The following is a 24,472-nucleotide window of genomic DNA, read 5'->3' on the forward strand; positions in this document are numbered from 1 at the left end:
GATCTTACCTACGGATTGCGGCAAACCCTATCTATACCTCCGTATGATTTCGACGGCTGGAGGTCTCCTGTAAGCTTATGCGGCGTACACGCGACGGATGACAGCCATACCGCCTCCAGCACGCCACGGGAGATATTCATTGTGTACGCCACAAGTCATCTGGGTGGTTGACGACGACCCTTCGGTCCGCTCCGGCCTTTCCAGCTTGCTACGCTCACTCGACTACGACGTCGTGACATTCGAATCCGGCATGGATCTGCTGGCCGCCGTGGGTGGGCGGCACCCGCGCTGCATCATTTCGGATGTCCAGATGCCCGGCATGACCGGCGTCGACATGTATTTGCGCCTGATTGGCGCGGGCATTCGCATACCCACGATTTTCATCACCGCCTACCCCATGCCCGAACTCCAGAGTCTGGCGCTGGACAATGGCGCGAGCGCTTTCCTCATCAAGCCGGTCAGGGCGCGGGATCTCGCCGCCGCCGTCGCCGTGGCGGTCGGTCCCGTAGCGTAAAAAGCGTGGCGGATCGCCGGAGTATCCCAAGGTATAGCGCACCGTTGCCATTCGTATAGGGCGAACCACCGAAGGTCTGATAGAGCCAGGACGGCAAGCGGTCTATGCTTCCCACCGGGCAAGACCCGCATTGACCACTCCTCGTTCATTCTCAACGTCAACAGGTGATTCCATGACGCTTCGCTCCAAGGCGCTTACGGCCGCACTGGCCGTGCTGCTCTCTTCCGCCGCTCTCGCACAAACCACGACGACCGGCGACACGCCTGCGCTGACCAAGCAGCAGATCCGCGCCCAAATGCATGCCGACCGCGCCGCCAACCACGCCCTGGCGAAAAAAGTTCGCGAAGCCCTTTACAAGAACCATGACCTGAACGACACGGACATCGCCGTGTTCGCCAATACGCGCACGGGCAAGGTCATCCTGGCAGGCACGATTCTGGACGAATCGCAAGACCAGGTCGCGCAGGACGTCGCCTCGAAAGTGGCGGGCGTGCAGTCGGTCGAGACCAAGCTGACGCTCTACGCAGCGCCCTGACGCCGCCGGTTTCACCGTAAGCGAGTGCGCCGGCCATGCCGGCGCACGCAACATCAGGCGGCCACGGCCTCGTTCAGTACGGCGCTCACTTCATCGAGCAATCCAGGCATGGCCGTATAGCTGGCCTGTGTCAGCCGCAACACCCCGCCTTGCGTGCACACGCCCACGACCTGATCGTCCGCGAAGCCCGAACTCACGATCGGCCCCCACAGCGCCTTCAGCGCGAAACCTTCGTAGACCGAAGCGACGGGTTCGCGCCCCAGGTTCGAAAGCAGCACGTCGAACGCCAGCATGTGCGAAAGAAAGCCCGCTGCGTCGTCAACGGAGGGATTCGACGACATGAACGCATCCAGCGCCTTCGTTTCCTGCACGACCGAGGCGTGCGTTTGCGCGGGTGCGAGCAGCGCCTTGACCTCGCGGGCCGCATCCCAGAACGGCGCGCCTTGCGCACGATCGTCGACCGTCACGTTCTGCGTGATGTACACGCCATTGGCCTGGCCCATGCCCCCCACGGTTCGGCGCACGTCGATCGGCGAAACGGTACGCACGGGCCGCTCGCGCCACGCCCGCGACAAGCGCCGCCCCGCTTCATGGACCGCTGCCGCGACCGCGCCGTGCACCGTCGTGCGCTCGATGCGCGCGCGCTGCGCAACGGCCTGCGTGAGTTGCGCGCTGAGCGCCAGCGCGGCGACCTCGGCGCGTGCGCCCGAAGCCGCGCGAAACACCTTGGTCTCGGGCGCTGGCGCCATCGCGCCAGGTACGCTGGCCGAGGCCATTTGCGCTCTCAACAGGTCTTCCAGCGGCTGCACGAGGGGCAGGCTCATGAGCGAGCCGCCGCCGAGCGCGCACAGCAGGTCTTCAATCACATAGGCGCCCCCCATGCCGTCGAGCACAGAGTGATGCGCAGAGAGAATGATCGTCGAATCTCCTTCGCCCTGCAGCAAGCTTGCACGCACCAGCGGCGCAGTCGACCAGTCGAAAGGCGTGTTCATTTCGCGCGCCGCCTCGACTTGCCACGAAGCTCGCGCATTCTCCACTACGCGCAGCGGAATTCGCGCATCGGGATCGCGATAAAACGCCGGCGCCCCTTCAGGGCCAGCGACGATGCGCGTGGAGAGCAACGGATGCCGCTGCTGGAGCGCAAGCAATGCCGCGTGCCACGCACTGGGTTCGAACACGCGGTCGATTTGCGCGACCAGTGCGAAATGAATCGCGCGATTGCGGTCGAGCAGCCAGAACAAGTGCTCCGTACCGCCAAGCGCCCGTACCAAAGCGTGCTCCTGTTTCAGGTTGTTTTCGATATCCGCTTGCTGATTTTGCATGTGATTTCCGTGTTCTTCTAAAAGGGGGGAACGTTGAACGCAACGGCTTCCCCAACGAGAACACCCGTAACACACGCTGCATTCCACCGTGCATGCGCCAATCGGCACAACGTTTTGTGTCGCAATGTGTATGGCTTCCGGCATGGATACAAATATTTTCAATAATCCGTTGGCCGGAAATATGACAGATACCGTGTCTGGTTTTAATGCGCTTTGTCTCCTGCCCGCGCGGCGTGCGGTTCGTCACGAAGATGAAGACGGCCGGCTTTTATCCAGCGCGTAGGGAATATCGTTCGCCCATCAGGTGTTCTGGTCAAGGCGATGGTTTCGCCGCTTAACCCTATCGTCGATACATGAACGCTACCAAGACGATGACTGCCGCCGAATTGTCCGCACTCCTGCCTTCCTTGCTGCCACGATTGTGGGCATTCGCGCTGCGCATTTCCGGCGATCAGCATGATGCCGAAGACCTCGTGCAGCGCTCGTGCGTGCGCGCACTCGAACGTGCGCATCAACTCGAACCCGGAACGGCGCCACTGAGCTGGATGTTCTCGATTGTTCAGTCCACATGGCTCAACGAACTGCGCGCCCGCAACGTGCGCAACCGCGCGGGCATGGAATGGGATGACGGGTTTCTCGAAACCGTTCCCGATCCCGCTGCCAGGACGCCGGAAGAACAGGTCATGAACGGGCAAATCATTCGCGCCGTTCAGCAATTGCCCGAGGCACAGCGCATTGTCATGCTGCTTGTCGCGGTGGAGGGGTTAAGCTACAGCGAAGCCGCCGAGGTGCTGGACGTGCCGATCGGCACGATCATGAGCCGGCTTTCGCGGGCACGCCAGGCGATCGGCGCCCTGTTCAACGATCAGAAAAAAGAAAAACGCGCGAAAAACGCGGAGCACAGCAAGGAAATGGGGGCATGACTATGGATGACATCCTGCTCATGGCTTATGTCGACGGCGAACTCACGCCGCGTGAGCGCGAAGACGTGGAGAAGACAATCAGCGTGTCGCCCGAGATCGCGGAGCGCCTGGCGCGATTCGCCGCGTCGGCGCTGCGGTATCAGCACGCTTTTGCGCACCAGAAGCTGCCGCCCGTTCCGGAGCGGCTCACGCTCGAGATCGAGCAGATGAGCCGCGCGTATTCCGGCCCGCCTGAGTCAGCGGACACCGCACGCGGCAGCGCCACGGGACCTGGCTGGTTTGCGCGGCTGCGCTCGCACTTGCCGCTTCGTTTCGCGCTGAATCTGTCACTGCCGGGTCTCGCCATGACATTCGCCGCGGGTGCACTAAGCTGCGCGCTCGTGTTGCGCTACGCGACGCAAGGGCTACGCGGCGACCGCGGTGCAGGCGCCAGCGCGCTGCACACCGCGGCTGCGAGCGTCTCGCCTTGGGTCGCCGCCGCAGTGAACTACCAGCAGCTTTACACACGCGACACCGTTGCCTTCGACGCGCTCACGCCGGAAGTGGCCTCGCAGATCGTCGCGCAGATTCACAGAGACGACGGCGTACCGATACGCGTGCCGGACCTGCGCCCGGCGGGACTCACCTTTACGCGCATTCAGCGGCTGCGTTTTCACAACAGACCGCTCGTGCAGATCGTGTATCTACCCAAAACGGGTTTGCCCGTTGCCCTGTGCGTGATGAAGGACGAAAAGCCGGACGCGGGCATGACGCACGAGCATGTCGAAAACATGAATGTCTTGATGTGGCGGCGCGCCAAGCTCAGTTACGCGTTGATTGCATCGCTCGACGACGACCAGCTGCTCGCAATCGGCAAGCAAATTGCCAAGGGCCAGACGGACGAAACCGTAGGCCAGGCGGCGCCGAAGGGAAACGCAGCAGGTTGACGGATTGCACATCTCGCCATTTAATATGGATGCCGAAATATATTCGTCGTGACGGGAACATCGCGGCTTAACGCGAACGAGCCCCACGGGAATAAACACCGATAGCGGACTGTTCTGATTGCGCGACCAGACAACTCACCCTCCGGGAGACATGCGCTGGCCGACCTTCATGTTCATTCAGGCGCCGCCAGCGGCTCCGTTACGTTATCGGCATACCATGTCTTCCTTTTCCCGCATGCTGCTTGTGTACGACGGCACGAGCGAATCTCAGGCCGCTCTGCAACGCTGCTCGCAGCTCTCGCTCGCCTTGTGCGCGCCCGTCGACGTGGTCGCCGTCGTCGACGCCGAAAGCGTGAACGCGAGCTGCGGCGGCCTGCTTGGCGACGTGGCTTATACCCACCTCGAGGAAATGGCCCGCAGCACGCTCGGCGACGCCGTCGCGCAACTCGCCAATATTGGCATTACCGCGAATGGCTACGTCAAATACGGGCGAATCGCCGATGTCGTGGCGCGTCACGCGCAAACGTTCAACCCCGACCTCATCGTGCTCGGCCACCGTGCGCGAGCCGGCCGCTCGCGGTGGTGGCGCGTACGTCCCGCTCATGTCGATCTCGCCGAGCGCTTGTGCGGAACGACCATCGTCACCGTGACTGTGGGTCTGCCTGATGATGCGTAACGCCGCGCCGTTAGCCCGGCGGCGCGACTGGCCAGCCTCACGCGGCCGCCAACGGCAGCGTAAGGCGCGCTTCGAGGCCACCCGTGCGCCGGTTTTCGAGCTCCAGTTCGCCGCGCATGGCGAGCGTGAGGCGGCGCGCTATCGCGAGCCCAAGACCCGAGCCCGATGCGAACGCCGCTGTTTCGGGCGCGCGATACCACGCGGCGAATACCGTTTCCAGACGGGCGGGAACGATGCCTGGCCCCGAATCGAGTACAGCCAGCACGAGACGCTGCGCCTCGACCCTCACGCTGAGACGGACATCCACGCCATAGCGCAGCGCATTGTCGATGAGATTCACCAGCACGCGGCGCAGCGCATGAGGACACGTCACCACGGGGCGCCCCACCTGCCCTTCGAGTTCGACGGTGCGCCCGGCGTCGCGATAGTCGGCAATCAGCGCACGGAGCAAACTGTCCGCATCGACGCAACGCATGGGCTCGTGGGCGCTGCACTGCATGCGTGCGCAGGAAAGACTGCCCTCGACCAGTTCGCTCATCTCGGCGAGATCGCGGGCGAGCGCGTCTCTTATCGCCGCTTCCTCTACGAGTTCCGAACGCATGGTCATCCGCGTGAGCGGCGTGCGCAAGTCGTGCGCATAGGCGGCAAGCACGTGAAGCAACTCGGCCTGGCGCCGCGCGCGATGGCGCGTGCACCCATTGAACGCGCGCGCGAGGCGCGCAACGAGAGCGGGCCCTGTGTCTTCGGGCAGGAATGGTTGAGCCTCTACGCCGAGGCTGCGCTCGACCATGACCGCTATGCGCCGAACGGACACATGCAACTCGACGAACCTCAATGCGATGAGCGCCGCCACTAGCACGACGGGCAGCGCCAGCGGCAAGCCGAAGCGCACAAGCCCCTGCCACGGCAGTGCATGCGTTGCGTACGAAGCGTAGGCGCAGGCCGCCGCCAGCAGCACCCATAAGGGCCGCGACCACGCCTCGAAAGACCGCCACGCGCCGCGAGGTGCAAAAGCGCCTGCACGCGGAGAAACGTTAGGGGTACTCGATGGGTCGATGGCGCGCGCGTTCATATCCGCTCTCCTGTACTGGCCTGTTCGCTTTGCACCACAGGGGAACGCGCATTCGACAGACAGCCGGCATGCCGCCCGGAAACATCTGCTTCGTGGTACGCCCTGGGCAGCGCCAGAATAGGCCAACTCAGGCTTACGGCACCATTATATGAACGTATATGTTCAAACCTACGGATGGGTAAAATCGCGCGGTTCGCGCCCCGCACTCGAAAGGCCGCGAGCGTGCGGAACGCGACGGCCATTACGCGAGCTTGCGCATCGGCCTGAAGCCGGCGCGAACCTCCTGTGCGAACAGTAGCGGTTCTTCCCACGCCGCGAAATGGCCGCCCTTGTCGACCGTGTTGAAATAGACGAGATTGTGATAGCTGCGCTCGGCCCAACTACGCGGCGCCTGATAAATCTCACCCGGAAACACGGTAATCGCGGCCGGCAAGCCGATATCGACCGCATTGAAGTTGTTCGAGTGATCCTCCCAATAGATCTGGGCCGACGACGTCGCGCTATTGGTGAGCCAGTAGAGCGAAATATCGTCGAGGATCTCGTCGCGGGTTAGCGAACGCTCGGGAATGCCACCGCTATAGGTCCATTGCGAAATCTTGTCGTACATCCACGCTGCCTGGCCCACGGGCGAATCGGCGAGGGCGTAACCCACCGTCTGCGGACGCGTCACCATCATGGCCGAATAGCCGCAGTTGTCGCGATAGAAAACATTCAGCTTTTCGTACGCGCGTTTCTCGTCCGGGGAAAGGCTCGCGGGCGCGGGCTCGCCGAGCGCGAGCAGCCGCGCGATATCCGGCGGCACGGTTGCCGGCATGTTCACGTGAATGCCAATCAAGCCTTTGACGTGCTGCATGGCCATACGGTGTGAGACGACCGAGCCGCAATCGCCGCCTTGGGAGACGAAACGTGCGTAGCCAAGGCGCGCCATCAGTTCGCCCCAGGCCCGCGCGATATGATCGGAGCCCCAGCCCGGCGTGGTCGGTTTGCCAGAAAAGCCGAAGCCGGGCAAGGACGGCACGACCACATGGAAAGCGTCGTCGGCGCTGCCGCCGAAAGCGGTGGGATCGGTCAACGGCTTGATGGCCTTGGTCAGTTCGAGGATCGAGCCGGGCCACCCGTGCGTCATGATCATCGGCAACGCATTCTCGTGTTTCGAGCGGACATGAATGAACTGAATATCGAGCCCGTCTATTTCCGTCACGAACATGGGAAATTCATTGAGTTTCGCCTCGCCCTTGCGCCAGTCATAATCGCTACCCCAATACTGGACCAACTGCTGCATGCGCGCGAGGCGAACGCCTTGCGATTCGTCGGCCACGGTTTCCTTTCCGGGCCAACGCGAATTGGCAAGACGCCGCCGCAAATCGACGAGCGCGGCATCGGGAATATTCGCCTTGAATGGACGGATTTTCGCGCTCTCGGTGTCGGCGTAAATCACCTTGGGAAAGAGCGCAAATGCGCCAACCGCCGCCGATGCGGCAAGCAGGTGACGTCGCATCGGGGAAAAATCATTCGAAGACATGGCTGGCATCCTGTTCATGAGGGATAGGAAAATTAACGCGGCGACACGGCAACGCGTAGCTTTGCGCGCTGACGATCGTTTCCCGAAAGTCGCCCTCATTAAAAGCAGGCAATGTATCTCGTGTATGTCGGCAATGTAATCTTTCGTAAGCCGTAAATAAATGCCGCCCCCACGGTTATATTCTTCGTTACGGCGAAATATCCTTATACGAAGGTATGTGGCAACCTATCCGTAAACATCTGCCCACTCATTCCAGAATGGCATGGTCCGATCGTTTGCATGCGGTTACGCTGCTGGCAGCGGTAGATAGGCGCCGCTGTTCCGCTTATGACGATCATGGAAAAAATCGATCACATACTGGTTGTTGACGACGACCGCGGCATACGCGAACTGGTTGCCGGTTATCTCGAGCGAAACGGCATGCAGGTCACGACCGCGTGCAACGGAAGGGAGATGCATGAGTATCTGGGCAGGCATACACCCGACCTCATCCTGCTCGACCTGATTCTGCCCGGCGAAGACGGTCTCGCGCTCTATCGCGGGCTGCGCGAAAGTCGCCACCGCGCGCTGCCTGTCGTCATGCTCACTGCGCGCTGCGATGTCACCGACCGCATCGTCGGGCTCGAAATGGGTGCGGACGACTATATGGCCAAGCCATTTCAGGCCCGCGAGCTGCTCGCCCGCATCCGCGCGGTGCTGCGCCGCACGCGCATGCTGCCGCCCGACCTGCAGCCCGTGGACGACACGCCGGTTCTCGGTTTCGGAGACTGGCGGCTCGACACCACCGCGCGCCATCTGCTCGAATCCGACGACACGGTCGTCGCGCTCAGCGGCGCCGAATATCGCTTGCTGCGTGTGTTTCTCGACCACGCGCAACGCGTACTGACGCGCGATCAGTTGCTCAACCTCACGCAGCGCCGCAACGCCGACCCGTTCGACCGTTCGATCGATTTGCTGGTGAGCCGGCTCAGGCAGAAATTGAACGACACCGCACGCGCGGCCCGTTACATCAAGACGCTGCGCAACGAGGGCTATATTCTTTCCACGCCAGTCACCGTTCACCACGACGCGCGCGAAGCCGCGCCCGGCAGCCGTGCAAGCGTTGAAAACGAAGTGCTCTGTCTTTAGCGGCACCGGCCTCCCGGCGTCTGTGCACACGGACTTTTTGTAGCGCAATGTATCGAGCGGGCGCGGCGAAACAACGGCTTACAAACCGCCCGATTCCGGAAACATGCCCGATACGTGCGCGGCTTCTAATGACTCCATGCAACGGCGATTCAAAACCGCTGCCAGGATTGCCCCGACCCTTTGGAGAAAAGTCATGAAGCTCGTTCGCGCCCTCTTCGTCTCGGCTCTCGTCGCCGCCCCCGCACTCGCCTTCGCACAATCGCCGGGCACCGCCGTCACGCGCGCATCGGTACGCGCGGAAGTGGTGCAATTGCAACAGGCCGGCTACAACCCGGCCAGCGACACCACGCAATATCCGAAGAATATCGAAGCCGCCCAGATGCGCCTCGACGCGCAGCAAACCGCGGCATACGGCGGCGTGCCCGCCAATGGCGCGGCATCGGGTTCGCGCAATGAAACGGCACAAACGCCGGCTGTGCAGCAGGATGTTGTCGGACTCGAGCCGATTTACGCGCACTCCTGATCAACACTGTGCCCGGTGCGAACGCGGTAGGGAATAAACGCACGATTTCGCGTGTTCCAGAAAGATCAGCGCATTCGGGCGCAATGGGAGACAGGATGCGGTTTGCGGTTCTCGGTGCCGGCGCGGTCGGCTGCTATTACGGCGGCATGCTCGCGCGCCACGGTCACGACGTTGTCTTTATCGGCCGCCCGTCACACGTGGCTGCGATGAACCAGGACGGCTTGCGCATGCAATCGCAAGCATTCGATGTACGCCTGCCCGTGCGCGCCGCGACGCAGATCGAGGCCGCCGCCAGCGCCGACGTCATGCTTGTGTGCGTGAAATCGACCGATACCGCCGAAGCGGCACGCACGCTCGGCCAGGTGCTCGCGCCTCACGCCCTCGTGGTGAGCCTGCAAAACGGCGTCGATAACGCGGCGCTGCTGCGTGCCGGCATCGCGCAGGCGGTGATCTGCGCGGCCGTCTATGTCGCGAGCGAAATGGCCGGTCCCGGGCATCTGCTGCATCATGGCCGGGGCGACCTCGCCATCGAGGCGTCGCCGCACAGCGAGGCCCTGGCCAGCGTGCTGCGCGCCGCGCAAATTCCCACCCAGATCGCCGCCGACGTGAACGCGACGCTTTGGCAAAAGCTCATTCTCAACTGCGCCTTCAACGCGGTCTCCGCCATCGTCCAGTTGCCGCTCGGCGCCATGGCGCACCGCGACGCGCTGCGCGAGACCATGCGCGAAGTGGTCGCCGAATGCCTCGCGGTCGCCGCCGCCGAAGGCGTGCGTTTCGAGGACGACGCCGCGCGCTTCGTCGAGCAAATCGAAGCCACGATTCCGGGCGGACAATATTCGTCCACCGCTCAGGATCTGGCGCGCGGCAAACACAGCGAAATCGATTTTCTCAACGGGGCGATCGTGCGGCGCGGTATGATCGCGGGCATCGCGACGCCGGCCAACCGCACACTCCACACGCTCGTCAAGCTGCTCGAAGCGAAGCCCGCCGCTTACGCCTGACCACCTCTCACACTCATGCAATTCTCCGACTTCGCCTCGCCCGCCTTCTTCGCCAATCCCTATCCCCTGTATGAAAAGATTCGTGCAGCGGGGCCGATTTTGCCGGTTGGGCCCAAGGCCTTCGTGACCGGGCGCTTCGCGATCGTCGACGCCCTGCTGCGCGACCCGCGCATGGGCAAGACGTATCTGCAAAGCGTGGCTGCGCGCTATGGTGACGAGGCGCCGGCACGGCCGGTGTTCCAGTCGTTGAGCCGCACCTTGCTGATGATGAATCCGCCCGCGCATACACGATTGCGTGCTTTGCTGATGAAGACGTTCAACGCGCGCAGCATCGAGAAGCTGACTTCGATTGTCGAGGCGACGACGCATGAACTGCTCGAACGCGCGGCCTCGCGCGCCGAGTTCGATCTGGTCAGCGACTACGCGTTGCCGTTGCCCGTGCAGATCATCTGCCGGCTGCTCGACGTAAGCGTGGCCGACGCGACCACGCTGGGTGACGCGGCAAGCCAGCTCGTCGCGGCATTCGATCTCGCGCCGCTCGACGAGGACGGCTTGCGCGCGGCCGACGAAGCCGCGCTCTCGCTCGAATGTTACTTTCACGGCGTGGTCGAGCAGCGCCGCGCGCAACCCGGCGACGATCTGATTTCCGCCATGCTCAGCGTGGAAGACGAAGGTTCGCGGCTAACGGACGAAGAAGTCGTGTCGAATGCCGTGCTGCTCTTCATTGCTGGGCACGAAACGACGTCGAACATGATCGGCAATATGATGATCGCGCTCTTTCGCCATCCTCAGCAAATGGAGGCGTTAAAGCACGAACCGAAGCTGTTGCCGCGTGCGATCGCGGAGTGCATGCGTTACGACGGCGCGGTCCAGATGCTGGTCCGCACGGCGCTCGAAGACATCACGCTTGGGGACGCTACGCTCGCGCGCGGCTCCGTCGTGTTCATGTTGATCGGGTCGGCGAACCGCGATCCAGCCGCGTTTCCCGCGCCCGACACGCTGGACTTCGCGCGCAGCACGGGCACGCCAGCGGTCGCGTTCGGCGCGGGCATTCACTATTGTCTCGGCGCGCGGCTCGCCGCACTCGAACTGGATGTCGCGATGCGCGCGCTGCTCGCCCGTTTCCCGGAGATCCGCCCTGTGGATCTGGACGCACTGGTCTGGCATCGCCGCAATAACCTGCGCGGCGTGACGTCGTTGCGCGTGCGCATGCGTTGACGGCACACCGCCGGGTCAGGTTCTTCATGCCCATGCCCACGCGCTACAGATGCTGGACTTGCAGCACGGCATCCGCAAACGCCTTCGGGGCTTCTTGCGGCAGATTGTGGCCAATGCCGCCGCTGATGTCGCGATGCTGGTATTTGCCCGTGAACTTTCCGGCATAAGCCGCCGGCGGCGGATGCGGCGCACCGTTGGCATCCCCTTCCATCGTGATCGTGGGGACCGAAATGGTCGGCGACTGCGCCAGCTTCTTTTCGATGTCGTCGTATTTCGCCTCGCCTTGCACGAGACCCAGCCGCCAGCGATAGTTGTGAATCACCACCGCGACATGATCGGGGTTTTCGAAGGAAGCCGCCGTGCGATCGTAAGTGGCGTCGTCGAAATGCCATTGCGGCGAAGCGAGGCGCCAGATCAGCTTGTTGAAATCGTGGCGATTCTGCTCGTAGCCCGCCACGCCGCGCGCCGTGGCGAAGTAGAACTGATACCACCAGGCCAGCTCGGCCTGCGGCGGCAACGGCTTCGCGTTGGCGGCCTGACTGCCGATCAGATAACCGCTCACGGAAACGAGCGCCTTGCAGCGTTCGGGCCACAGCGCCGCAATGATGTTGGCGGTGCGCGCGCCCCAGTCGAATGCGCCCATCACGGCCTGCTTGACCTTCAGTGCGTCCATGAACGCGACGATATCGGCGGCGACAACGGCTTGTTGTCCGTTGCGCGGCGTATCGGCGGAGAGAAAGCGCGTCGAGCCATAACCGCGCAAATACGGCACCAGCACGCGATGCCCCGCCGCCGCGAGTATCGGCGCGACCTCGGCAAAGCTGTAGATATCGTAGGGCCAGCCGTGCAGAAGAACCACAGGCGTGCCGTCCTTCGGCCCGGCATCGACGTAACCGATGCTCAAGCCGTTTGCCTGAACCTGCTTGATCTCGCCGAATGAAGCGGCGCCGGACGCCGGCTGCGCGCGCACCCGTTCGCTCAAACCCGTTCCCGCCAGCGCAGCGCCCGCGAGGCCCGTGCCGAGGATACGCCGACGGCGTTCGTTGATCTGTTCCGACATGATCGCTTTCCTCCTGATAATCGACGTCAATTGAAAAATCATGCGCATTCAACGCAGATTCGCCGATCGGCGGCGCATTCACGAATCTTTCGTTATCCGCAATAACTGCCTTAAGCACGCGCGCGCAGCGCAGCTTGAAACGGGGAAACAGGAGACGCAATAGCGTACCATCGCGGGAAAAGACAGCGCCATACGGCAATCGGTTTAGCGCACTATACGCAGGTATATCCGCGCGGATCGATGGCTAACGCTTGCGATCGCGCGGCGGCGCCAAGCGGAGCTTCGCCGCCATATTCACGAGTTCAGGCAGCGACCCGGCGCTCATCTTCTGCATGACCTTGCCCCGGTGCATCTTCACGGTGATTTCGCTGATGCCGAGTTCGCCGCCTATCTGCTTGTTCAGCAACCCCGAAACCACGAGCGCCATGACCTCCTGCTCGCGCGGCGTGAGCGTTTCATGGCGATCGCGAAGCGCGCTCCGCTCCATCTGACTTTCCAGGGTTGCGCGGCTCCGCTCGATGGCCTCGTGAATGGCCTCGAGCAAGGCCTCGTCGTTGAACGGTTTGGTCAAGAATTCGACTGCACCGGCCTTCATCGCTTTCACGGTCATGGGCACGTCCCCATGACCGGTGATGAAGATAATCGGCATATCGGGGCGGTCGGCGGCAATGCGCTGCTGCAGTTCCAGACCGTTTACCTGTGGCAGCGATACGTCCAGAACCAGACAGGTGGGCGCGAAAACGCGCGGGTGAGCGAGAAAATCTTCGGCGCCGGCGAATAGCTGCGCGCGCAGACCTGCACTGCGCAGCAACCCTTCCAGCGCTTCGCGCACGGAGATGTCGTCGTCGACAACAAAGACAACCGGCTCGGCTTGCGAACCGCTCTGTGGCATCGCGCCCTGACCTGCTCCACCCGTGTGATCTTGAGGCACGTTATTCCCTTTTATCGCCCCGAAGCACGGCACCGCGCTCAGTTCTCGCCCAACGCCGCCTTGAGCGACGCGAGCAGCGCCGTATCGCTAAAGGGCTTGAACAGACAATCGCACGCGCCCTGCGCGATCAGGCGATCGCGAACGGCTGCGTCTTTGTGAGCGGTAATGAAAACGACCGGCACGTTCTTGCCAAGACGCTTCAACTCGCGAAAAAGCGCCAGGCCGCCCATACCGGGCATGTTGATGTCGAGGACCAGACAATCGGTTTGATCGACGATTGCGGACGCGAGAAAAGCCTCGGCGGAAGAGAACACGCTCACGGCATAGCCGAACACGCTCACCAGATCGGGAAGCGACTCCCGCACTGCTTCGTCATCATCGACCAACGTTACCAGCATGATTGCCCGCAATCAAGTCTCGTTGAGACCCCTACCCGCATCCCCTGAGAATGCACCAGGCCGGGTGGGGAAGCTACGATACCTTGGTATCACTCGCATAAGAAAACTGTCCGCAAGCATGGCTAAAACGCACCACGCACCGCGTCAAAGCCGCGCTGAGGCGACGGACACCGACCAACGGCCCTTTGCACGCGCACCACCGGGCTGCCACGGCGCCTCGGCCTGCGGGCAAACCTTCGCGGCCATCATCACGAGTTCCGGCAAGGATCCCGCTGCCATTTTTTCCATCAGCCGGCCGCGATGCCCCTTGACCGTGATCTCGCTGATGCCAAGCTCCGCCGCGACCTGCTTGTTGAGCAATCCGCGCACCACGAGCGCCATCACTTCCCGTTCGCGCGGCGTGAGCGCGGCATAGCGCGCCTCGAGCACGCGGTTCTCGCTTTGCGTGTCGAGCGCCTCGCGGCTGCGCTCGATGCCGTCGCGAATGGCGTCCAGCAACGCTTCACCGTTGAACGGCTTGGTGAAGAATTCAATGGCCCCGGCTTTCATGGCCCGCACTGTCACGGGTACGTCGGGGTGGCCAGTGATAAAAATGATCGGCATGTCCGCACGCTCGGCCACGATCTGGCGCTGCAGATCCAGACCGTGCAGATCGGGAAGCGCAACATCGAGCAGCAGGCAACTTGGCCCGCCAACGCGAGGGTGAGCGAGAAATGCCTGCGCGGCGCCGAATACCTGCGGCTGCCATCCCGCGCTGCGAATGAGCAATTCGAGCGATTCGCGCACGGACACGTCGTCGTCCACCACGAACACGACAGGAAGCGCCTGCGAGACATTCGCGCACACCTGTCCTTGCGTTTCGCCAGGTCTTTGCATGGCCTACCTCGCTAATATCCGCAACCCATACACATAAAGGCGCCGGACGCCCCTCGAACAAACACCGCACGATGCCCGATCCCGTCGCGCGCGTCCATCATACGGAGGTATGTATACGCGCCGCGCGAGGGGCGCGTGTGCGTCATTCATGCGCCATAGACAGGCAGCGAGAACGAAAAAATCGCGCCGGGACCGTCCGCGGGGATCTCGGCCCAAAGACGCCCGTTCTGGCTCTCGATGATCGAGCGGCTAATCGCGAGACCCATGCCCATACCGTCTTGTCTCGTCGTATAAAAGGCATCGAAAAGCCGTTGCGCGTCTTGCGGGTCGAAGCCGATTCCCGAGTCCCGCACGCTCAAGCGAACCGTTTCGTCCGGCCCGGCTTCGGTTGTCACGGTCACGCGCCGGGGCCGGTCGTCCACCGTGCGCATGGCGTCCGCCGCGTTGCGCAACAGGTTCATGATGACCTGCTGCACCTGCACGCGGTCGCAGCCCGCGAAAGGCAGCCCGTCCGCGAACGCCATGCGCATGACGACGCGCGCGCGGTCGAGATCGCTCTGCATGAGGGCAATGATGTCGCGCGCCGTGTGAGCGAGATCGACCGGCTCGATCGTGGCGCTACGGCGCGTAAAGAGCGCGCGCAGCCGCGTGATGACGTCGGCGGCGCGGTTGCCGTCGCGGATCGTGCGCCGCGCCGTTTCCTGCGCGCCTTCGATATTGGGCGGCACGGCCGCCAGCATGCGCAGGCAGGTGCTCGCGTTGGTCACGATACCCGCAAGCGGCTGATTGACTTCATGGGCAATCGAAGCGGTCAACGCGCCGAGGCTCATCACGCGCGCGACATGCGAAAGCTCCGCGCGTGCGCGGTCGAGCGCCTCTTCCGAACTGCGGCGCTGGCTGATATCGAGCGTCGTGCCGCTATATTCCTTGCGGCCCGGGCGGTCCGCGGCACGATGCGCGATCAGATGCAGATGCTTGATGCGCTGGTCCGGCATCAATAGCCGGTGCTGACATTCGATATCGCTTTCGCCGCGACGCCCCTCTTCGATGAACTGCGCGACGAACCCCGCATCCTCCGGGTGAGACCGCTCGGCGATGCGCTCCAACGTCACGGGCGTGCCCGGCTCGAACTCGAAGATGTGGTAGATCTGCTCCGACCAGGCAATCTCATCCGTATCGGCATCCCACGTGAAGTTGCCCATTCTGGCCAGCGCCTGACCTTCGGCGAGAAAGGCCTCGCTGCGCCGCAGTTCTTCCTCGGCGCGCTTGCGATCGTCGATGTCGATGTTGATGCCATACCATTTGACGACCGTTCCATCCTGGTCGCGCAATGGGCTCGTGCGAAACAGAAACCATCGGTACTGGCCGTCGTAGCGCTGCATGCGCGCTTCCGCGGCGCCCGGCAGGCGGCTCGCCATGATGTCGGTCCACGCGGCCATGAGCCCCGGCAGGTCGTCCGGATGGACCGCCTTGGTCCACTCGTGGTCCTTCACCTGCGAGAGGGTTCGCCCGAGATAGTCGAGATAGTACTGGTTATAAAATTCGCCGGTACCGTCCGGGCGCGCCGACCAGACGAGCGCAGGAAGTGCGTTAATGGTCTCGTTGAGGTGGCGCTCGCTCTCCGCGAGCGTGATCTCGGCGCGTTTCCGGTCTTCGATATCGATGCACAGGAGAAACCAGCGCAGAATACTGCCGGTGCGATCGCGCAGTGGAAATCCGCGCACGTTGACCCAGCGATAAACGCCGTCCGCGCGACGATGGCGGCTTTCGACGTTGTACGTTTTGCCGCTGGCAAGCGAGGCTTCCTGCGCCGCAATCGCCTCGTCGAGATCGTCCGGATGAACGATTTCGTGATTGCGCCAGTCTTTGAGTTCTTCGAACGACTTTCCGAAATAATCGAGCGTGAGCTGGTTTTGACCTTCGACCTCGCCGGTCGGCGACGTCACGGTGACCGGTACAGGAATGCACTCAACGACCAATTGCAGGTCGAGCGCCTGCCGGTCGAGCGCTTGCTGCGCGCGCCGCAAGTCGTCGATATCGCTGCACGTCGCGCACCAGCGAATCATCCGGCCTTCGGCGTCGCGAAGCGGACTGACTTGAATATCGAACCAGCGATGCTGGCCGTCGAAGCGACGCAGGCGGGCTGCGAATCCCCCGGGCTCGCCGGAAGCGAGAATCGCGCCGTGGCGCTCGAGCAGTGCCGGCAGATCGTCGGCGCTTACCGCATCCTGCCACTGCGAGCCGGATGACGCCCCGAGGCCGAGGCCCGTGTATTCGGACCATTTCCGGTTGACGAAGTCGACCTGGCCGTCGGGCAGCGCAGTCCATGCCATAACAGACAGCGCGTCCAGCACGAGGCCGGAATCAAGGGCCGATCCCATCATTTTTCTGATATTTGCGAGCAGGCGTCAGCGTTTCAAACATGCACAAAAACCCGCATTCACGAATGTTTTTCGTGGGTTATCCGGTCTGACCAGAGAATTTTGGCATTATTGCATGTGAAAACAGGCGTCGCAACCGCACATTGTTTCGGGAAAGCCGCCTAATTTCGTTGCGCACGCATCGGACCGCTGCCACGCCTCCCGGCGCAGCAACGGGCACGTTGGGACTGACTGCAAATAGATAACGGCAAAGGCTGGAAATCAACGCTAGATCATTGGGTGAAGAATGCATCCCAAAGATTGGGGGGAAATAAACCGCGATAAAACCTTACTCCCCGCACGGTTCGACCCCGAGGGCCACGATTTTGCGCACCAGCTCGGCAACGGAGCGCACATTCATTTTGCGCATGGCCTGTCCGCGGTGGATCTTGACCGTGACCTCCGCGATGCACATTTTCGAAGCAATCTGCTTGTTCATCAGCCCCGCCGCGACGTTGACCAGCACCTCGCGCTCGCGCGGCGTCAGCGCGTTCCAGTGCTCGCGCGCTTCCATGAGCGAGCTGTCGGCCTCCAGACGTTGCGCGTCGCGCTGCAACGCGGCGACCACGGCGTCGATCATGTCCTGATCGCGAAAGGGCTTCGTGAGGAAGTCGATGGCACCCGCCTTCATCGCCTCGACCGTCATGGCAATGTCACCGTAGCCTGTCATGAAAACGACCGGCATCGGCGAGCGCTCTTGCATCAGGAGGGACTTCTGCAGCGCGAGGCCGCTTTGACCGCGCAAGCGCACGTCAAGCACGAGACACGATGGCCCCGGGCGCTTGGGTGCCGCAAGGAACGCTTCGGCTGAGTGAAAGGCATGGACTTCCAGGTCGATCGAGCGCAGCAGGCTCGTGAGTGCGTCGCGCACCGAATCGTCGTCGTCCACGATATAGACGACGCCGGCAGCGGGATGGGCGCAAGGGGTAGCCGACCGGTCGGTCACAGTGTTAAGCATCTACGATAGTCTTCTGCAGTGTTACGTTGTGCGAATTGAACCATCGTGGACACTCCCAATACCCATGGGGTGCGAATGGCCGACTCACCCGCTCAAGCAGCCAGCCGCCCGGCCGGATGCCGAGGTCTGCCGATAATCCTTGCAGCGCCAAGCCTGAAGCTTACATCGCGCGATCATACGAGGCTGTAGTACTTTGGTATTGGGAGCGTCCGGCTGCGTCGATGCAGCCCGATCGTTTGGCGGGAGAAATCAAAGGGACGAGGAAATCCCAAATAATGATCTTTAGGCGCCTGATTTTGATATTTTTACGGCGCGATGACGGGCTAATTGAGGTTATTCGGGATCGGCCAGGCGAGCGCCCCACGCTTCCAGCGACACGGCCAGTATCATTGCCCCCGAATTCAAAGGGATCTTGTAGCGGCGTGCCAACGGACGAAAAACGGCGTCGCCACGCTTGATGCGCTCGCCAGAAAGCACGCAGATACCCGATTTTCTGGCGATTGCCCGTTTCCAGACCTGTTCGCGGTAGCTGCAGCGCGTTGGGTCGCTCCACGAGAGCGTGAACGAAGCATTGGCCAGTCGTTCTTCAATGGTGACCGTGCAGCTTGCGTAGGTATTGTCGTCCGCGGGCCGCAGGTCGCTGCGCGTGCGCGTGGCGGGTGCGCGGCGCGAAACACTCGTTCGCGAAGCCGGTGAGGCAAGCAGGCCCGAGACCACGTGCGCCCACGGATTGTGCGGGCAATCCGGCGTTGCCGCGTCCACGCCATCGCGCGGCGCGTGTGTTGCATCGCTGGCGTCATTGACACCACGGGGGCGCGCCAGGTGCATGCTTTCGCCAGGGCCGCCGCCATCGAGTGCGCCTCCCGCGTATGTCGACCTCCACGAATCCAATCTCACCACGGCTAACTCCCATGTTCTGGATGAGCGTGACCGTCACGCGTGCCCCGTCTCGCGAAGCCGGAGTGTCCTGGGTATTGCGCCCACAGATTGCCAATGACTGAAGCTTAAGGAGAAGCGCGGCAACCAGGTATTCTCCCCGCGCATAGACTTATTGACGCTTTGGGATGGCGACCTCATACCTTGGTATACATTCGATATTCAATACGCACTGAATACGCACTGAGTTCCGCAAACGCTGCCGCCCGTGCCTGAACCGCTGCGCCCGGGCATCGAGGAAATGGTGCGCGCGCAACCTTATGCGCCTGTGAGAGCGCGCCTGTGCCGCGTGCCGGTCTGGCTCGCGGCGGCATGCCTGGCGGGTGTGTTCGTGGGTCGGCTTACCGATAAAAGCGGTAAGTCGCGATATAGGGCGAACTGCCCGACTCATGCTCGGCTGTGCATGGCGCAGCCGGCTTGACGCCGCCAACCGTCCTCACCCGCTGCACGTAGCGCACGGAGTCGAGCACGCCCTGCGCGCCTGTGGAGTGTGTCGCGAGCAGAAGTTGCGGCACGCTATCCGGCGTGTCGCTGGGCATCTGGGCGACGACTTTCCCTTCTATGCGGCTGCCGTCGCGCGCTTGCCACGAGGGTCCGGCCGAATGCTCGATCACCGCCGCTCCATGGGCGTCGTAGAGCGTTGCACGCGGCTGCTGGAAGACCCAGCCGAGCGTGTGATCCGCACCGTACTCGCAAGCGTAGATCTGCACGCCCGCTGCGGTCGTGGTCAATAAAAGCTGTGCGCCCGGTATATCGAGTGACTGCGCGAGTGACTGCGCTTGCGCTGCGCCCATCAGCGAAACCAGCCCCGCTCCGATTGCAATCCGCATCCCGCGTAAGAGGTGATTCATGGAGAGGCTCCTTTAGGCTGCCCGTTCGGTCCCGTTCGATTCGCGCTTCCTCAACGGCCCGGCGCCCAAAACGATTCCATCGCTATTGCGTGGGGCTTTGGGGCGCATCGCGTGAGTTTGATTTGTATCCCAGTGTATATAAGGCCCTTTTTGATACGCAAGATTGCACCAGCCACTTTTCTCGACACATGCGCGATACGTCCGGCAGTTCTAATGCACTGCACGCAGATCACGCTTTCCCAAGGTCATTTCACGGAACACGTTTGTCCAACCCCAACGTCAAGAGGTACACCATGAACCTTCGCAACAAGGCCCTCACGGGCGTATTCGCAGTGCTGCTTTCTTCTTCCGTTCTCGCGCAGACCGCGGCGCCCGCGGCTCCCACGAAGGAGCAGGTTCACGCGCAAATGAAGGCCGACAAAGCGGCGAACAAGGCGTTCTCCAAGACCGTCTGGCAGGCCGTCTACAAGACGAAGGGGCTGGAAGACACGGACATCGCTGTGTTTTCCGAAGCTCGCACGGGCAAGGTCATCCTCGCGGGCATGATCATGGACGCCTCGCAGGAACAGATCGCGCAGGACGCCGCGGCGAAGGTGCCTGGCGTTCAGTCGGTCACGAGCAAGCTGACCGTGTACGAAGCGCACTAAGTGGCCACTGAGCGACGCACGCCGAATCCGGCGGTCCTTCACGCTTGCCCGGCGGGCAATGACCTATTGGATGCGCCGGGCGCGTGTGGCCGTGCCCTCTGCGCGGCGCCTTGAGGGCCAGCCATATTCGGCGGCCTGCCAGGCAAGCAGCCCGGGCAAATAGAACATCAGGTCGCGTACGCGCCTTACGCCCGCGAGCGCGAGGCAGGTGGGCGCGTCGAAGCCGAGCAGTCCGCCTATTACGACGAAACCACCCTCTTGCACACCCAGCCCCGCGGGAACGAGAAACGCGATGCTGCTCAGCATCTGGATCAGGGCTTCGATCACGAACGCCTGCATGAAGGTCGCATCCGTGCCGAGCACACGCAACGCAATCCAGATTTCAAGCGCGTAGCCGAGGCATTGAAGCGTCTGCCAGATGAGCACGTAGCGCACGACCACGCCGGTCTGCCGCCAGATCAGCTTGAGCGATAAATCGACGCGCACGGACTTGCCCACGAGGTCCACGACCTTGCCGCTCGTGACGCGGTTGAGCGTGCGTGCCGCCCGTTCGAACGGCCGCGCGTGCTGCACGAGCGCGAACAGCACGAGCAGCGGTATGAATCCCGCGAGGCCCCATGCGAGACGCCCCACGAAGCGTGCGGTATCGGAAGAGGAATGTTCGAGCAGATAGCCTGCGGCGACCAGCGCAAAAAGAACCTGACTGATCAGTGTGAGCTGCATGTCGGCGATCAGGCTCGCGACCGCCGTGGCCGGCCGCACGCCCGCACGCCCGAGCAGACGAAACGAAACGAGTTCTCCGCCCACCCGCGCAACGGGCAGCAAGCCGTTGATCGACTCGCGAATCCATACGAGCTTGAGCATCGCCGCGAACGACGGGCGCTGCGCCGCGCGAATCAGGCTGCGCCAGTCCCATGCATTCGCGCACATCGGCAGGATATGCACGGCGGCGGCCAGCACGAGGCCCATGCCCGCGCCGCGCAACAGTTGCAGCACCGCTGCGGGATGTTCGCGCCATACGAGCCATACGGCGATCGCGAGACCAACCAGGGCGGCGATACGTCCTATGTGCTTCATCTGCGGGTGCTCTCTAGTGCCTGCTCCCGTCTCATTGTGCCCCCATCAACTGTGACGCTCAGGTCTCGTGGACTGGCGAAAGCATGCCATTCCTGTCGACGCGAAAGCGCGTGCCGCGCCAAACGACGCCAGACGAACAAAAGCTCGCGACATAGATCGCGAACTGGACCATTTCCCAAAGGGGTAAGCATAACAGTCCGCCGGACTTGTCGCCGGTGGCGCGATCGGTTCTCAAGATCAGCCACGCGCGCGCGCAGAGCGCCACGGCGGCCAGTATCCACGCCGGCGCGGCGCCGCCAGACAACGCCACGGCCAGCATGGCAAGCGCGAACGGATGCATCAGCACGGCGCCCAGATGCCCCGAGCGGTCCGCCGCACGCACGGTGCGGCTCCAGCGCAATTCGTGCACAAAGAGCTGGCCAAACGTATTCTCCACGCACGCGTGCCGCACGAGAATGGGCGGCACGGAAACTTCCGCACCGGCGCGTCGCACAGCTTCGCCAATCGCGTGATCTTCGGCCAGATGATGCGCGAATTGGGCAAGACCGCCAATGCGGTCGAGCATGTCGCGCGTCATGACAATGGACTGACCGAAACACGGCCGCGCGCGCCCGATTGCGAGCCCCGTGACAACGCCGGGCAGGAAATGATAGTTCGTCAACGCCGACGCCACGCGAGGCCAGAACCCGGGCGCGCACAGGCCGCGATAAACGGCGGTCACGAGACCGACGCCGGGTTGCTGCAGCGCGCCGACCACCTGGCGCAGATAGTTTTTATCGACGAGCACGTCGCTATCGGCAAAACACAGCACGTCGTGCTCGGCCTGTTCCAGCATGTTCACGAGATTCGCGATCTTGCGGTTGGGACCGTACAGGCGCGAGTCGGCGACGACCGTGATGTGCGCATCGGGATAGCGCACGCGTAGCCGCTCGATGGCGTTGAGCGCTGCGTCACGCGCATCGTGAACACCGAAGAGATACTGGACTTGTCCAGGATAGTCCTGCTCGAAGAAGCTGGCGAGGTGCTCCTCGAGATGCCATTCGTCGCCGTGCAGCGGCTTGGCGAGTGTGATTGCCGGAAAATGCCGCGGCGCCGCCACCTCGCGCGCGAAGAAACGGCCGACCAGCGCGCTGGCCGTGAAGGTATAGATAATGCCGAGCGTCGCGCACAAACCGATTGCCACTGCTAACGAATCGAAGAGCAGATGCGAGAACGCGGGTAGTTCGACGCGCATCGCTTCAATCGCCGCCGCGGCAACGGCAAGCGCCGTCACGGCCATCGCAACGATGGCGCCCGTTCGCCCCGTCGCGTGCGCGCGGTCCATCATGCCTCGTGCGCGCGCAGGAAGCGGAAGAACTCCACGCCTTCGCGCAGACGCCGCTTCATCATGTCCCAGCTCGTGAGCATCTCGCGCACGATCTCCCAGATCTTCGAAGGCCGGAAATAGAACTGGCGATAGAACTGCTCCAGGTGGTGATAGATCTCCTCGCGCGGCAGGTTCGGATAGCCGATCGCCGCGAGCTGCACGCCCTCCTTGCTCACCAGGTTGATCGTCTTGTTCTCTTCCATCCAGCCGTTTTCCACCGCCTGCTTGTACAGCGTCGTGCCCGGATACGGCGCGGCCAGCGACACCTGAATCGTGTGCGGATTGATTTCCTTCGCGTACTCGATCGTCTTCCTGATCGTGTCCTGCGTTTCGCCCGGCAGCCCCAGAATGAAGGTGCCGTGAATCTTGATGCCAAGATTCTTGCAGTCGGCGCTAAAGCGGCGCGCGAAGTCCGTGCGCACGCCCTTCTTGATGTTCACGAGAATCTGGTCATCGCCCGACTCGAAACCCACGAGCAGCAGACGCAGACCGTTTTCCTTCATGACCTTCAGCGTCTTGTACGGCACGTTCGCCTTGGCGTTGCACGACCACGTCATGCCGAGCTTGCCAAGGCCGATCGCAATCGCTTCGGCGCGCGGCAGGTCGTCGGTGAAGGTGTCGTCGTCGAACATCAGCTCCTTGACTTCGGGCATGTTGTCGCGGATCCACTTCGCTTCCGCCAGCACGTTCTCGACCGAGCGCGTGCGGTAACGGTGACCGCTCACCGTCTGCGGCCACAGGCAGAACGTGCAGCGCGACTTGCAGCCGCGACCCGTGTAGATCGACACATACGGGTAGTTCAGATAGCCGATGAAATAGTTGTCGATCTTCAGGTCGCGCTTGTAGATGGGCGCGACGAACGGCAGCTCGTCCATGTTCTCGAGAATCGGCCGCGCTTCGTTGTGCTCGATCGAGCCGTCCTTCGCGCGCCAGCTCAAGCCCTTGATCTCGGGGAACGGACGGCCTTCGGCGATTTCCTTGCAGGTGTAATCGAATTCCTCGCGGCAGACGAAATCGATCGCCTCAGTGGCCGTGAGCGAATTGTGCGGATCGACCATCACCTTCGCGCCGACCATGCCGACGATGAGCGACGGCTTGCGCTTTTTCAGGTCCTCGGCGAAGAGCGCGTCAGTCGGGAACGACGGCGTGCTCGTATGGATGATCACGAGGTCGTAGTCCATCGCGATCTTCAGCGTGGCTTCCACGCCGATGCCGTCGGCCGGCGCGTCGAGCACGCGGCTGTCGGGCACGAGGGCCGCGGGCTGCGCAAGCCACGTGGGATACCAGAACGAGCGGATCTCGCGCTTTGCCTGGTAGCGCGAGCCCGCGCCACCGTCGAAGCCGTCATACGACGGGGCCTGCAGAAACAGCGTTTTCATATTCCTCGATTGTCCGCGCAGTGGGGTGAAACCCGGTTTGCAATCTCGTACGCTTCGTGAATTCCCTCGAAACGCATTACGCAAAACATTCGATTGGCATTCCGGCTCACATGTTTGTTATCGAATTGAAGGCATGAGCGCCACAGCTCAACTTCACGATACTAAGCTGAAAATCTGATGGTGACCTTAAGCGCTTTCCCTTCTTCCGATGTA

Annotated in this window: 24 protein-coding genes; 10 read left to right on the plus strand and 14 right to left on the minus strand. The window is 62.6% G+C overall.

All coding sequences use genetic code 11. The features are described from left to right. Positions 1-139 precede the first annotated feature (139 nt). Positions 140-514: a response regulator transcription factor gene (locus FAZ97_RS31525; RefSeq protein ID WP_158762702.1), complete on the plus strand. Its 375-nt coding sequence runs from the start codon at positions 140-142 to the stop codon at positions 512-514. Between the two features lie 172 nt (positions 515-686). Continuing rightward, positions 687-1,049 (plus strand): BON domain-containing protein, encoded by a 363-nt coding sequence (locus FAZ97_RS31530; protein ID WP_158762703.1) that lies wholly within the window; start codon positions 687-689, stop codon positions 1,047-1,049. Between the two features lie 53 nt (positions 1,050-1,102). On the opposite strand, the gene FAZ97_RS31535 is transcribed toward FAZ97_RS31530, so the two are convergent. Continuing rightward, positions 1,103-2,371, minus strand: coding sequence for a condensation domain-containing protein (locus tag FAZ97_RS31535; protein ID WP_158762704.1), 1,269 nt, complete (start codon positions 2,369-2,371; stop codon positions 1,103-1,105). Between the two features lie 371 nt (positions 2,372-2,742). Here FAZ97_RS31535 and FAZ97_RS31540 point away from each other — a divergent pair, with 371 nt between their 5' ends. The 3 genes from FAZ97_RS31540 (at position 2,743) to FAZ97_RS31550 (ending at position 4,896) form a co-directional block, all read left to right on the plus strand. Beyond that, positions 2,743-3,294: an RNA polymerase sigma factor gene (locus FAZ97_RS31540; protein ID WP_158763340.1), complete on the plus strand. Its 552-nt coding sequence runs from the start codon at positions 2,743-2,745 to the stop codon at positions 3,292-3,294. After that, positions 3,291-4,220 carry an anti-sigma factor family protein gene (locus tag FAZ97_RS31545; protein ID WP_158762705.1) on the plus strand — a complete coding sequence of 310 codons (930 nt, stop codon included), beginning with the start codon at positions 3,291-3,293 and terminating at the stop codon, positions 4,218-4,220. Before FAZ97_RS31540 ends, FAZ97_RS31545 begins: the two co-directional genes overlap by 4 nt. 217 nt (positions 4,221-4,437) lie before the next feature. Further along, on the plus strand, positions 4,438-4,896 hold the full coding sequence (locus tag FAZ97_RS31550) for a universal stress protein (RefSeq protein ID WP_233271992.1): 459 nt from the start codon (positions 4,438-4,440) through the stop codon (positions 4,894-4,896). Between the two features lie 37 nt (positions 4,897-4,933). Here FAZ97_RS31550 and FAZ97_RS31555 read toward each other — a convergent pair whose 3' ends face one another. Next, complete coding sequence (locus FAZ97_RS31555; RefSeq protein ID WP_158762706.1) at positions 4,934-5,968, minus strand: sensor histidine kinase; 1,035 nt, start codon at positions 5,966-5,968, stop codon at positions 4,934-4,936. Between the two features lie 241 nt (positions 5,969-6,209). Next, positions 6,210-7,490 carry an epoxide hydrolase family protein gene (locus FAZ97_RS31560; protein WP_158762707.1) on the minus strand — a complete coding sequence of 427 codons (1,281 nt, stop codon included), beginning with the start codon at positions 7,488-7,490 and terminating at the stop codon, positions 6,210-6,212. Between the two features lie 336 nt (positions 7,491-7,826). Between FAZ97_RS31560 and FAZ97_RS31565 the strand changes: the two genes are divergently transcribed. From FAZ97_RS31565 to FAZ97_RS31580, 4 genes are all read left to right on the plus strand, one after another. Continuing rightward, the gene (locus FAZ97_RS31565; RefSeq protein WP_158762708.1) at positions 7,827-8,618 is read left to right on the plus strand and encodes a response regulator; all 792 of its coding nucleotides are present in this window, start codon (positions 7,827-7,829) and stop codon (positions 8,616-8,618) included. A gap of 193 nt (positions 8,619-8,811) precedes the next feature. Continuing rightward, on the plus strand, positions 8,812-9,141 hold the full coding sequence (locus FAZ97_RS31570; protein WP_158762709.1) for a DUF4148 domain-containing protein: 330 nt from the start codon (positions 8,812-8,814) through the stop codon (positions 9,139-9,141). Between the two features lie 95 nt (positions 9,142-9,236). After that, positions 9,237-10,142: a ketopantoate reductase family protein gene (locus FAZ97_RS31575; RefSeq protein WP_158762710.1), complete on the plus strand. Its 906-nt coding sequence runs from the start codon at positions 9,237-9,239 to the stop codon at positions 10,140-10,142. Positions 10,143-10,157: 15 nt separating this feature from the next. Then, the gene (locus FAZ97_RS31580; RefSeq protein WP_158762711.1) at positions 10,158-11,360 is read left to right on the plus strand and encodes a cytochrome P450; all 1,203 of its coding nucleotides are present in this window, start codon (positions 10,158-10,160) and stop codon (positions 11,358-11,360) included. Positions 11,361-11,403: 43 nt separating this feature from the next. Here the strand turns inward: FAZ97_RS31580 and FAZ97_RS31585 are convergent, their stop codons facing one another. The 8 genes from FAZ97_RS31585 to FAZ97_RS31620 all read right to left on the minus strand — a co-directional run bounded on the left by FAZ97_RS31585 (position 11,404) and on the right by FAZ97_RS31620 (position 19,790). Next, positions 11,404-12,420: an alpha/beta fold hydrolase gene (locus tag FAZ97_RS31585; protein ID WP_158762712.1), complete on the minus strand. Its 1,017-nt coding sequence runs from the start codon at positions 12,418-12,420 to the stop codon at positions 11,404-11,406. A 244-nt stretch (positions 12,421-12,664) separates the two neighbouring features. Next, positions 12,665-13,312, minus strand: a complete 648-nt coding sequence (locus tag FAZ97_RS31590) for a response regulator transcription factor (protein ID WP_158763342.1) — start codon at positions 13,310-13,312, stop codon at positions 12,665-12,667. A 77-nt stretch (positions 13,313-13,389) separates the two neighbouring features. After that, a complete protein-coding gene (locus FAZ97_RS31595) occupies positions 13,390-13,749 on the minus strand; it encodes a response regulator transcription factor (protein WP_158762713.1) in 360 nt (119 codons plus the stop codon). A 144-nt stretch (positions 13,750-13,893) separates the two neighbouring features. Further along, positions 13,894-14,625 carry a response regulator transcription factor gene (locus FAZ97_RS31600; protein ID WP_158762714.1) on the minus strand — a complete coding sequence of 244 codons (732 nt, stop codon included), beginning with the start codon at positions 14,623-14,625 and terminating at the stop codon, positions 13,894-13,896. 146 nt (positions 14,626-14,771) lie between these two features. Beyond that, positions 14,772-17,009, minus strand: coding sequence for a PAS domain-containing protein (locus FAZ97_RS31605; protein ID WP_158762715.1), 2,238 nt, complete (start codon positions 17,007-17,009; stop codon positions 14,772-14,774). 325 nt (positions 17,010-17,334) lie between these two features. After that, positions 17,335-18,003, minus strand: coding sequence for a response regulator transcription factor (locus FAZ97_RS31610; RefSeq protein WP_158762716.1), 669 nt, complete (start codon positions 18,001-18,003; stop codon positions 17,335-17,337). A 333-nt stretch (positions 18,004-18,336) separates the two neighbouring features. Beyond that, positions 18,337-18,831, minus strand: coding sequence for a DUF3331 domain-containing protein (locus FAZ97_RS31615; RefSeq protein WP_158762717.1), 495 nt, complete (start codon positions 18,829-18,831; stop codon positions 18,337-18,339). Positions 18,832-19,280: 449 nt separating this feature from the next. Further along, complete coding sequence (locus tag FAZ97_RS31620) at positions 19,281-19,790, minus strand: DUF3455 domain-containing protein (RefSeq protein WP_158762718.1); 510 nt, start codon at positions 19,788-19,790, stop codon at positions 19,281-19,283. Between the two features lie 293 nt (positions 19,791-20,083). Between FAZ97_RS31620 and FAZ97_RS31625 the strand changes: the two genes are divergently transcribed. After that, a complete protein-coding gene (locus FAZ97_RS31625; RefSeq protein ID WP_158762719.1) occupies positions 20,084-20,437 on the plus strand; it encodes a BON domain-containing protein in 354 nt (117 codons plus the stop codon). Positions 20,438-20,500: 63 nt separating this feature from the next. On the opposite strand, the gene FAZ97_RS31630 is transcribed toward FAZ97_RS31625, so the two are convergent. From FAZ97_RS31630 to hpnJ, 3 genes are read right to left on the minus strand one after another with little or no spacing between them, the layout of a single operon-like run. Then, complete coding sequence (locus FAZ97_RS31630; protein WP_158762720.1) at positions 20,501-21,514, minus strand: lysylphosphatidylglycerol synthase domain-containing protein; 1,014 nt, start codon at positions 21,512-21,514, stop codon at positions 20,501-20,503. 58 nt (positions 21,515-21,572) lie between these two features. After that, positions 21,573-22,838: a bacteriohopanetetrol glucosamine biosynthesis glycosyltransferase HpnI gene (hpnI, locus tag FAZ97_RS31635; RefSeq protein WP_407671947.1), complete on the minus strand. Its 1,266-nt coding sequence runs from the start codon at positions 22,836-22,838 to the stop codon at positions 21,573-21,575. Next, positions 22,838-24,259 carry a hopanoid biosynthesis associated radical SAM protein HpnJ gene (gene hpnJ, locus FAZ97_RS31640; RefSeq protein WP_158758066.1) on the minus strand — a complete coding sequence of 474 codons (1,422 nt, stop codon included), beginning with the start codon at positions 24,257-24,259 and terminating at the stop codon, positions 22,838-22,840. The genes hpnI and hpnJ overlap by 1 nt, the downstream gene beginning before the upstream one ends. Between the last annotated feature and the right edge of the window lie 213 nt (positions 24,260-24,472).

The organism is Paraburkholderia acidiphila, from assembly GCF_009789655.1.
In the GTDB taxonomy this organism is placed as follows: Bacteria; Pseudomonadota; Gammaproteobacteria; order Burkholderiales; family Burkholderiaceae; genus Paraburkholderia; species Paraburkholderia acidiphila.

Coding starts and splice junctions, on each gene's coding strand:
- FAZ97_RS31530 (WP_158762703.1), top strand. CDS start 687: ATGACGCTTCGCTCCAAGGCGCTTACGGCCGCACTGGCCGTGCTGCTC.
- FAZ97_RS31625 (WP_158762719.1), top strand. CDS start 20,084: ATGAACCTTCGCAACAAGGCCCTCACGGGCGTATTCGCAGTGCTGCTT.
- FAZ97_RS31610 (WP_158762716.1), bottom strand. CDS start 18,003: ATGCTTAACACTGTGACCGACCGGTCGGCTACCCCTTGCGCCCATCCC.
- FAZ97_RS31550 (WP_233271992.1), top strand. CDS start 4,438: ATGTCTTCCTTTTCCCGCATGCTGCTTGTGTACGACGGCACGAGCGAA.
- FAZ97_RS31600 (WP_158762714.1), bottom strand. CDS start 14,625: ATGCAAAGACCTGGCGAAACGCAAGGACAGGTGTGCGCGAATGTCTCG.
- FAZ97_RS31535 (WP_158762704.1), bottom strand. CDS start 2,371: ATGCAAAATCAGCAAGCGGATATCGAAAACAACCTGAAACAGGAGCAC.
- FAZ97_RS31585 (WP_158762712.1), bottom strand. CDS start 12,420: ATGTCGGAACAGATCAACGAACGCCGTCGGCGTATCCTCGGCACGGGC.
- FAZ97_RS31570 (WP_158762709.1), top strand. CDS start 8,812: ATGAAGCTCGTTCGCGCCCTCTTCGTCTCGGCTCTCGTCGCCGCCCCC.
- FAZ97_RS31540 (WP_158763340.1), top strand. CDS start 2,743: ATGACTGCCGCCGAATTGTCCGCACTCCTGCCTTCCTTGCTGCCACGA.
- FAZ97_RS31565 (WP_158762708.1), top strand. CDS start 7,827: ATGGAAAAAATCGATCACATACTGGTTGTTGACGACGACCGCGGCATA.
- FAZ97_RS31580 (WP_158762711.1), top strand. CDS start 10,158: ATGCAATTCTCCGACTTCGCCTCGCCCGCCTTCTTCGCCAATCCCTAT.
- FAZ97_RS31595 (WP_158762713.1), bottom strand. CDS start 13,749: ATGCTGGTAACGTTGGTCGATGATGACGAAGCAGTGCGGGAGTCGCTT.
- FAZ97_RS31590 (WP_158763342.1), bottom strand. CDS start 13,312: ATGCCACAGAGCGGTTCGCAAGCCGAGCCGGTTGTCTTTGTTGTCGAC.
- FAZ97_RS31630 (WP_158762720.1), bottom strand. CDS start 21,514: ATGAAGCACATAGGACGTATCGCCGCCCTGGTTGGTCTCGCGATCGCC.
- FAZ97_RS31605 (WP_158762715.1), bottom strand. CDS start 17,009: ATGATGGGATCGGCCCTTGATTCCGGCCTCGTGCTGGACGCGCTGTCT.
- FAZ97_RS31560 (WP_158762707.1), bottom strand. CDS start 7,490: ATGTCTTCGAATGATTTTTCCCCGATGCGACGTCACCTGCTTGCCGCA.
- FAZ97_RS31615 (WP_158762717.1), bottom strand. CDS start 18,831: ATGCACCTGGCGCGCCCCCGTGGTGTCAATGACGCCAGCGATGCAACA.
- FAZ97_RS31620 (WP_158762718.1), bottom strand. CDS start 19,790: ATGAATCACCTCTTACGCGGGATGCGGATTGCAATCGGAGCGGGGCTG.
- FAZ97_RS31545 (WP_158762705.1), top strand. CDS start 3,291: ATGACTATGGATGACATCCTGCTCATGGCTTATGTCGACGGCGAACTC.
- hpnJ (WP_158758066.1), bottom strand. CDS start 24,259: ATGAAAACGCTGTTTCTGCAGGCCCCGTCGTATGACGGCTTCGACGGT.
- FAZ97_RS31575 (WP_158762710.1), top strand. CDS start 9,237: ATGCGGTTTGCGGTTCTCGGTGCCGGCGCGGTCGGCTGCTATTACGGC.
- FAZ97_RS31555 (WP_158762706.1), bottom strand. CDS start 5,968: ATGAACGCGCGCGCCATCGACCCATCGAGTACCCCTAACGTTTCTCCG.
- hpnI (WP_407671947.1), bottom strand. CDS start 22,838: ATGGACCGCGCGCACGCGACGGGGCGAACGGGCGCCATCGTTGCGATG.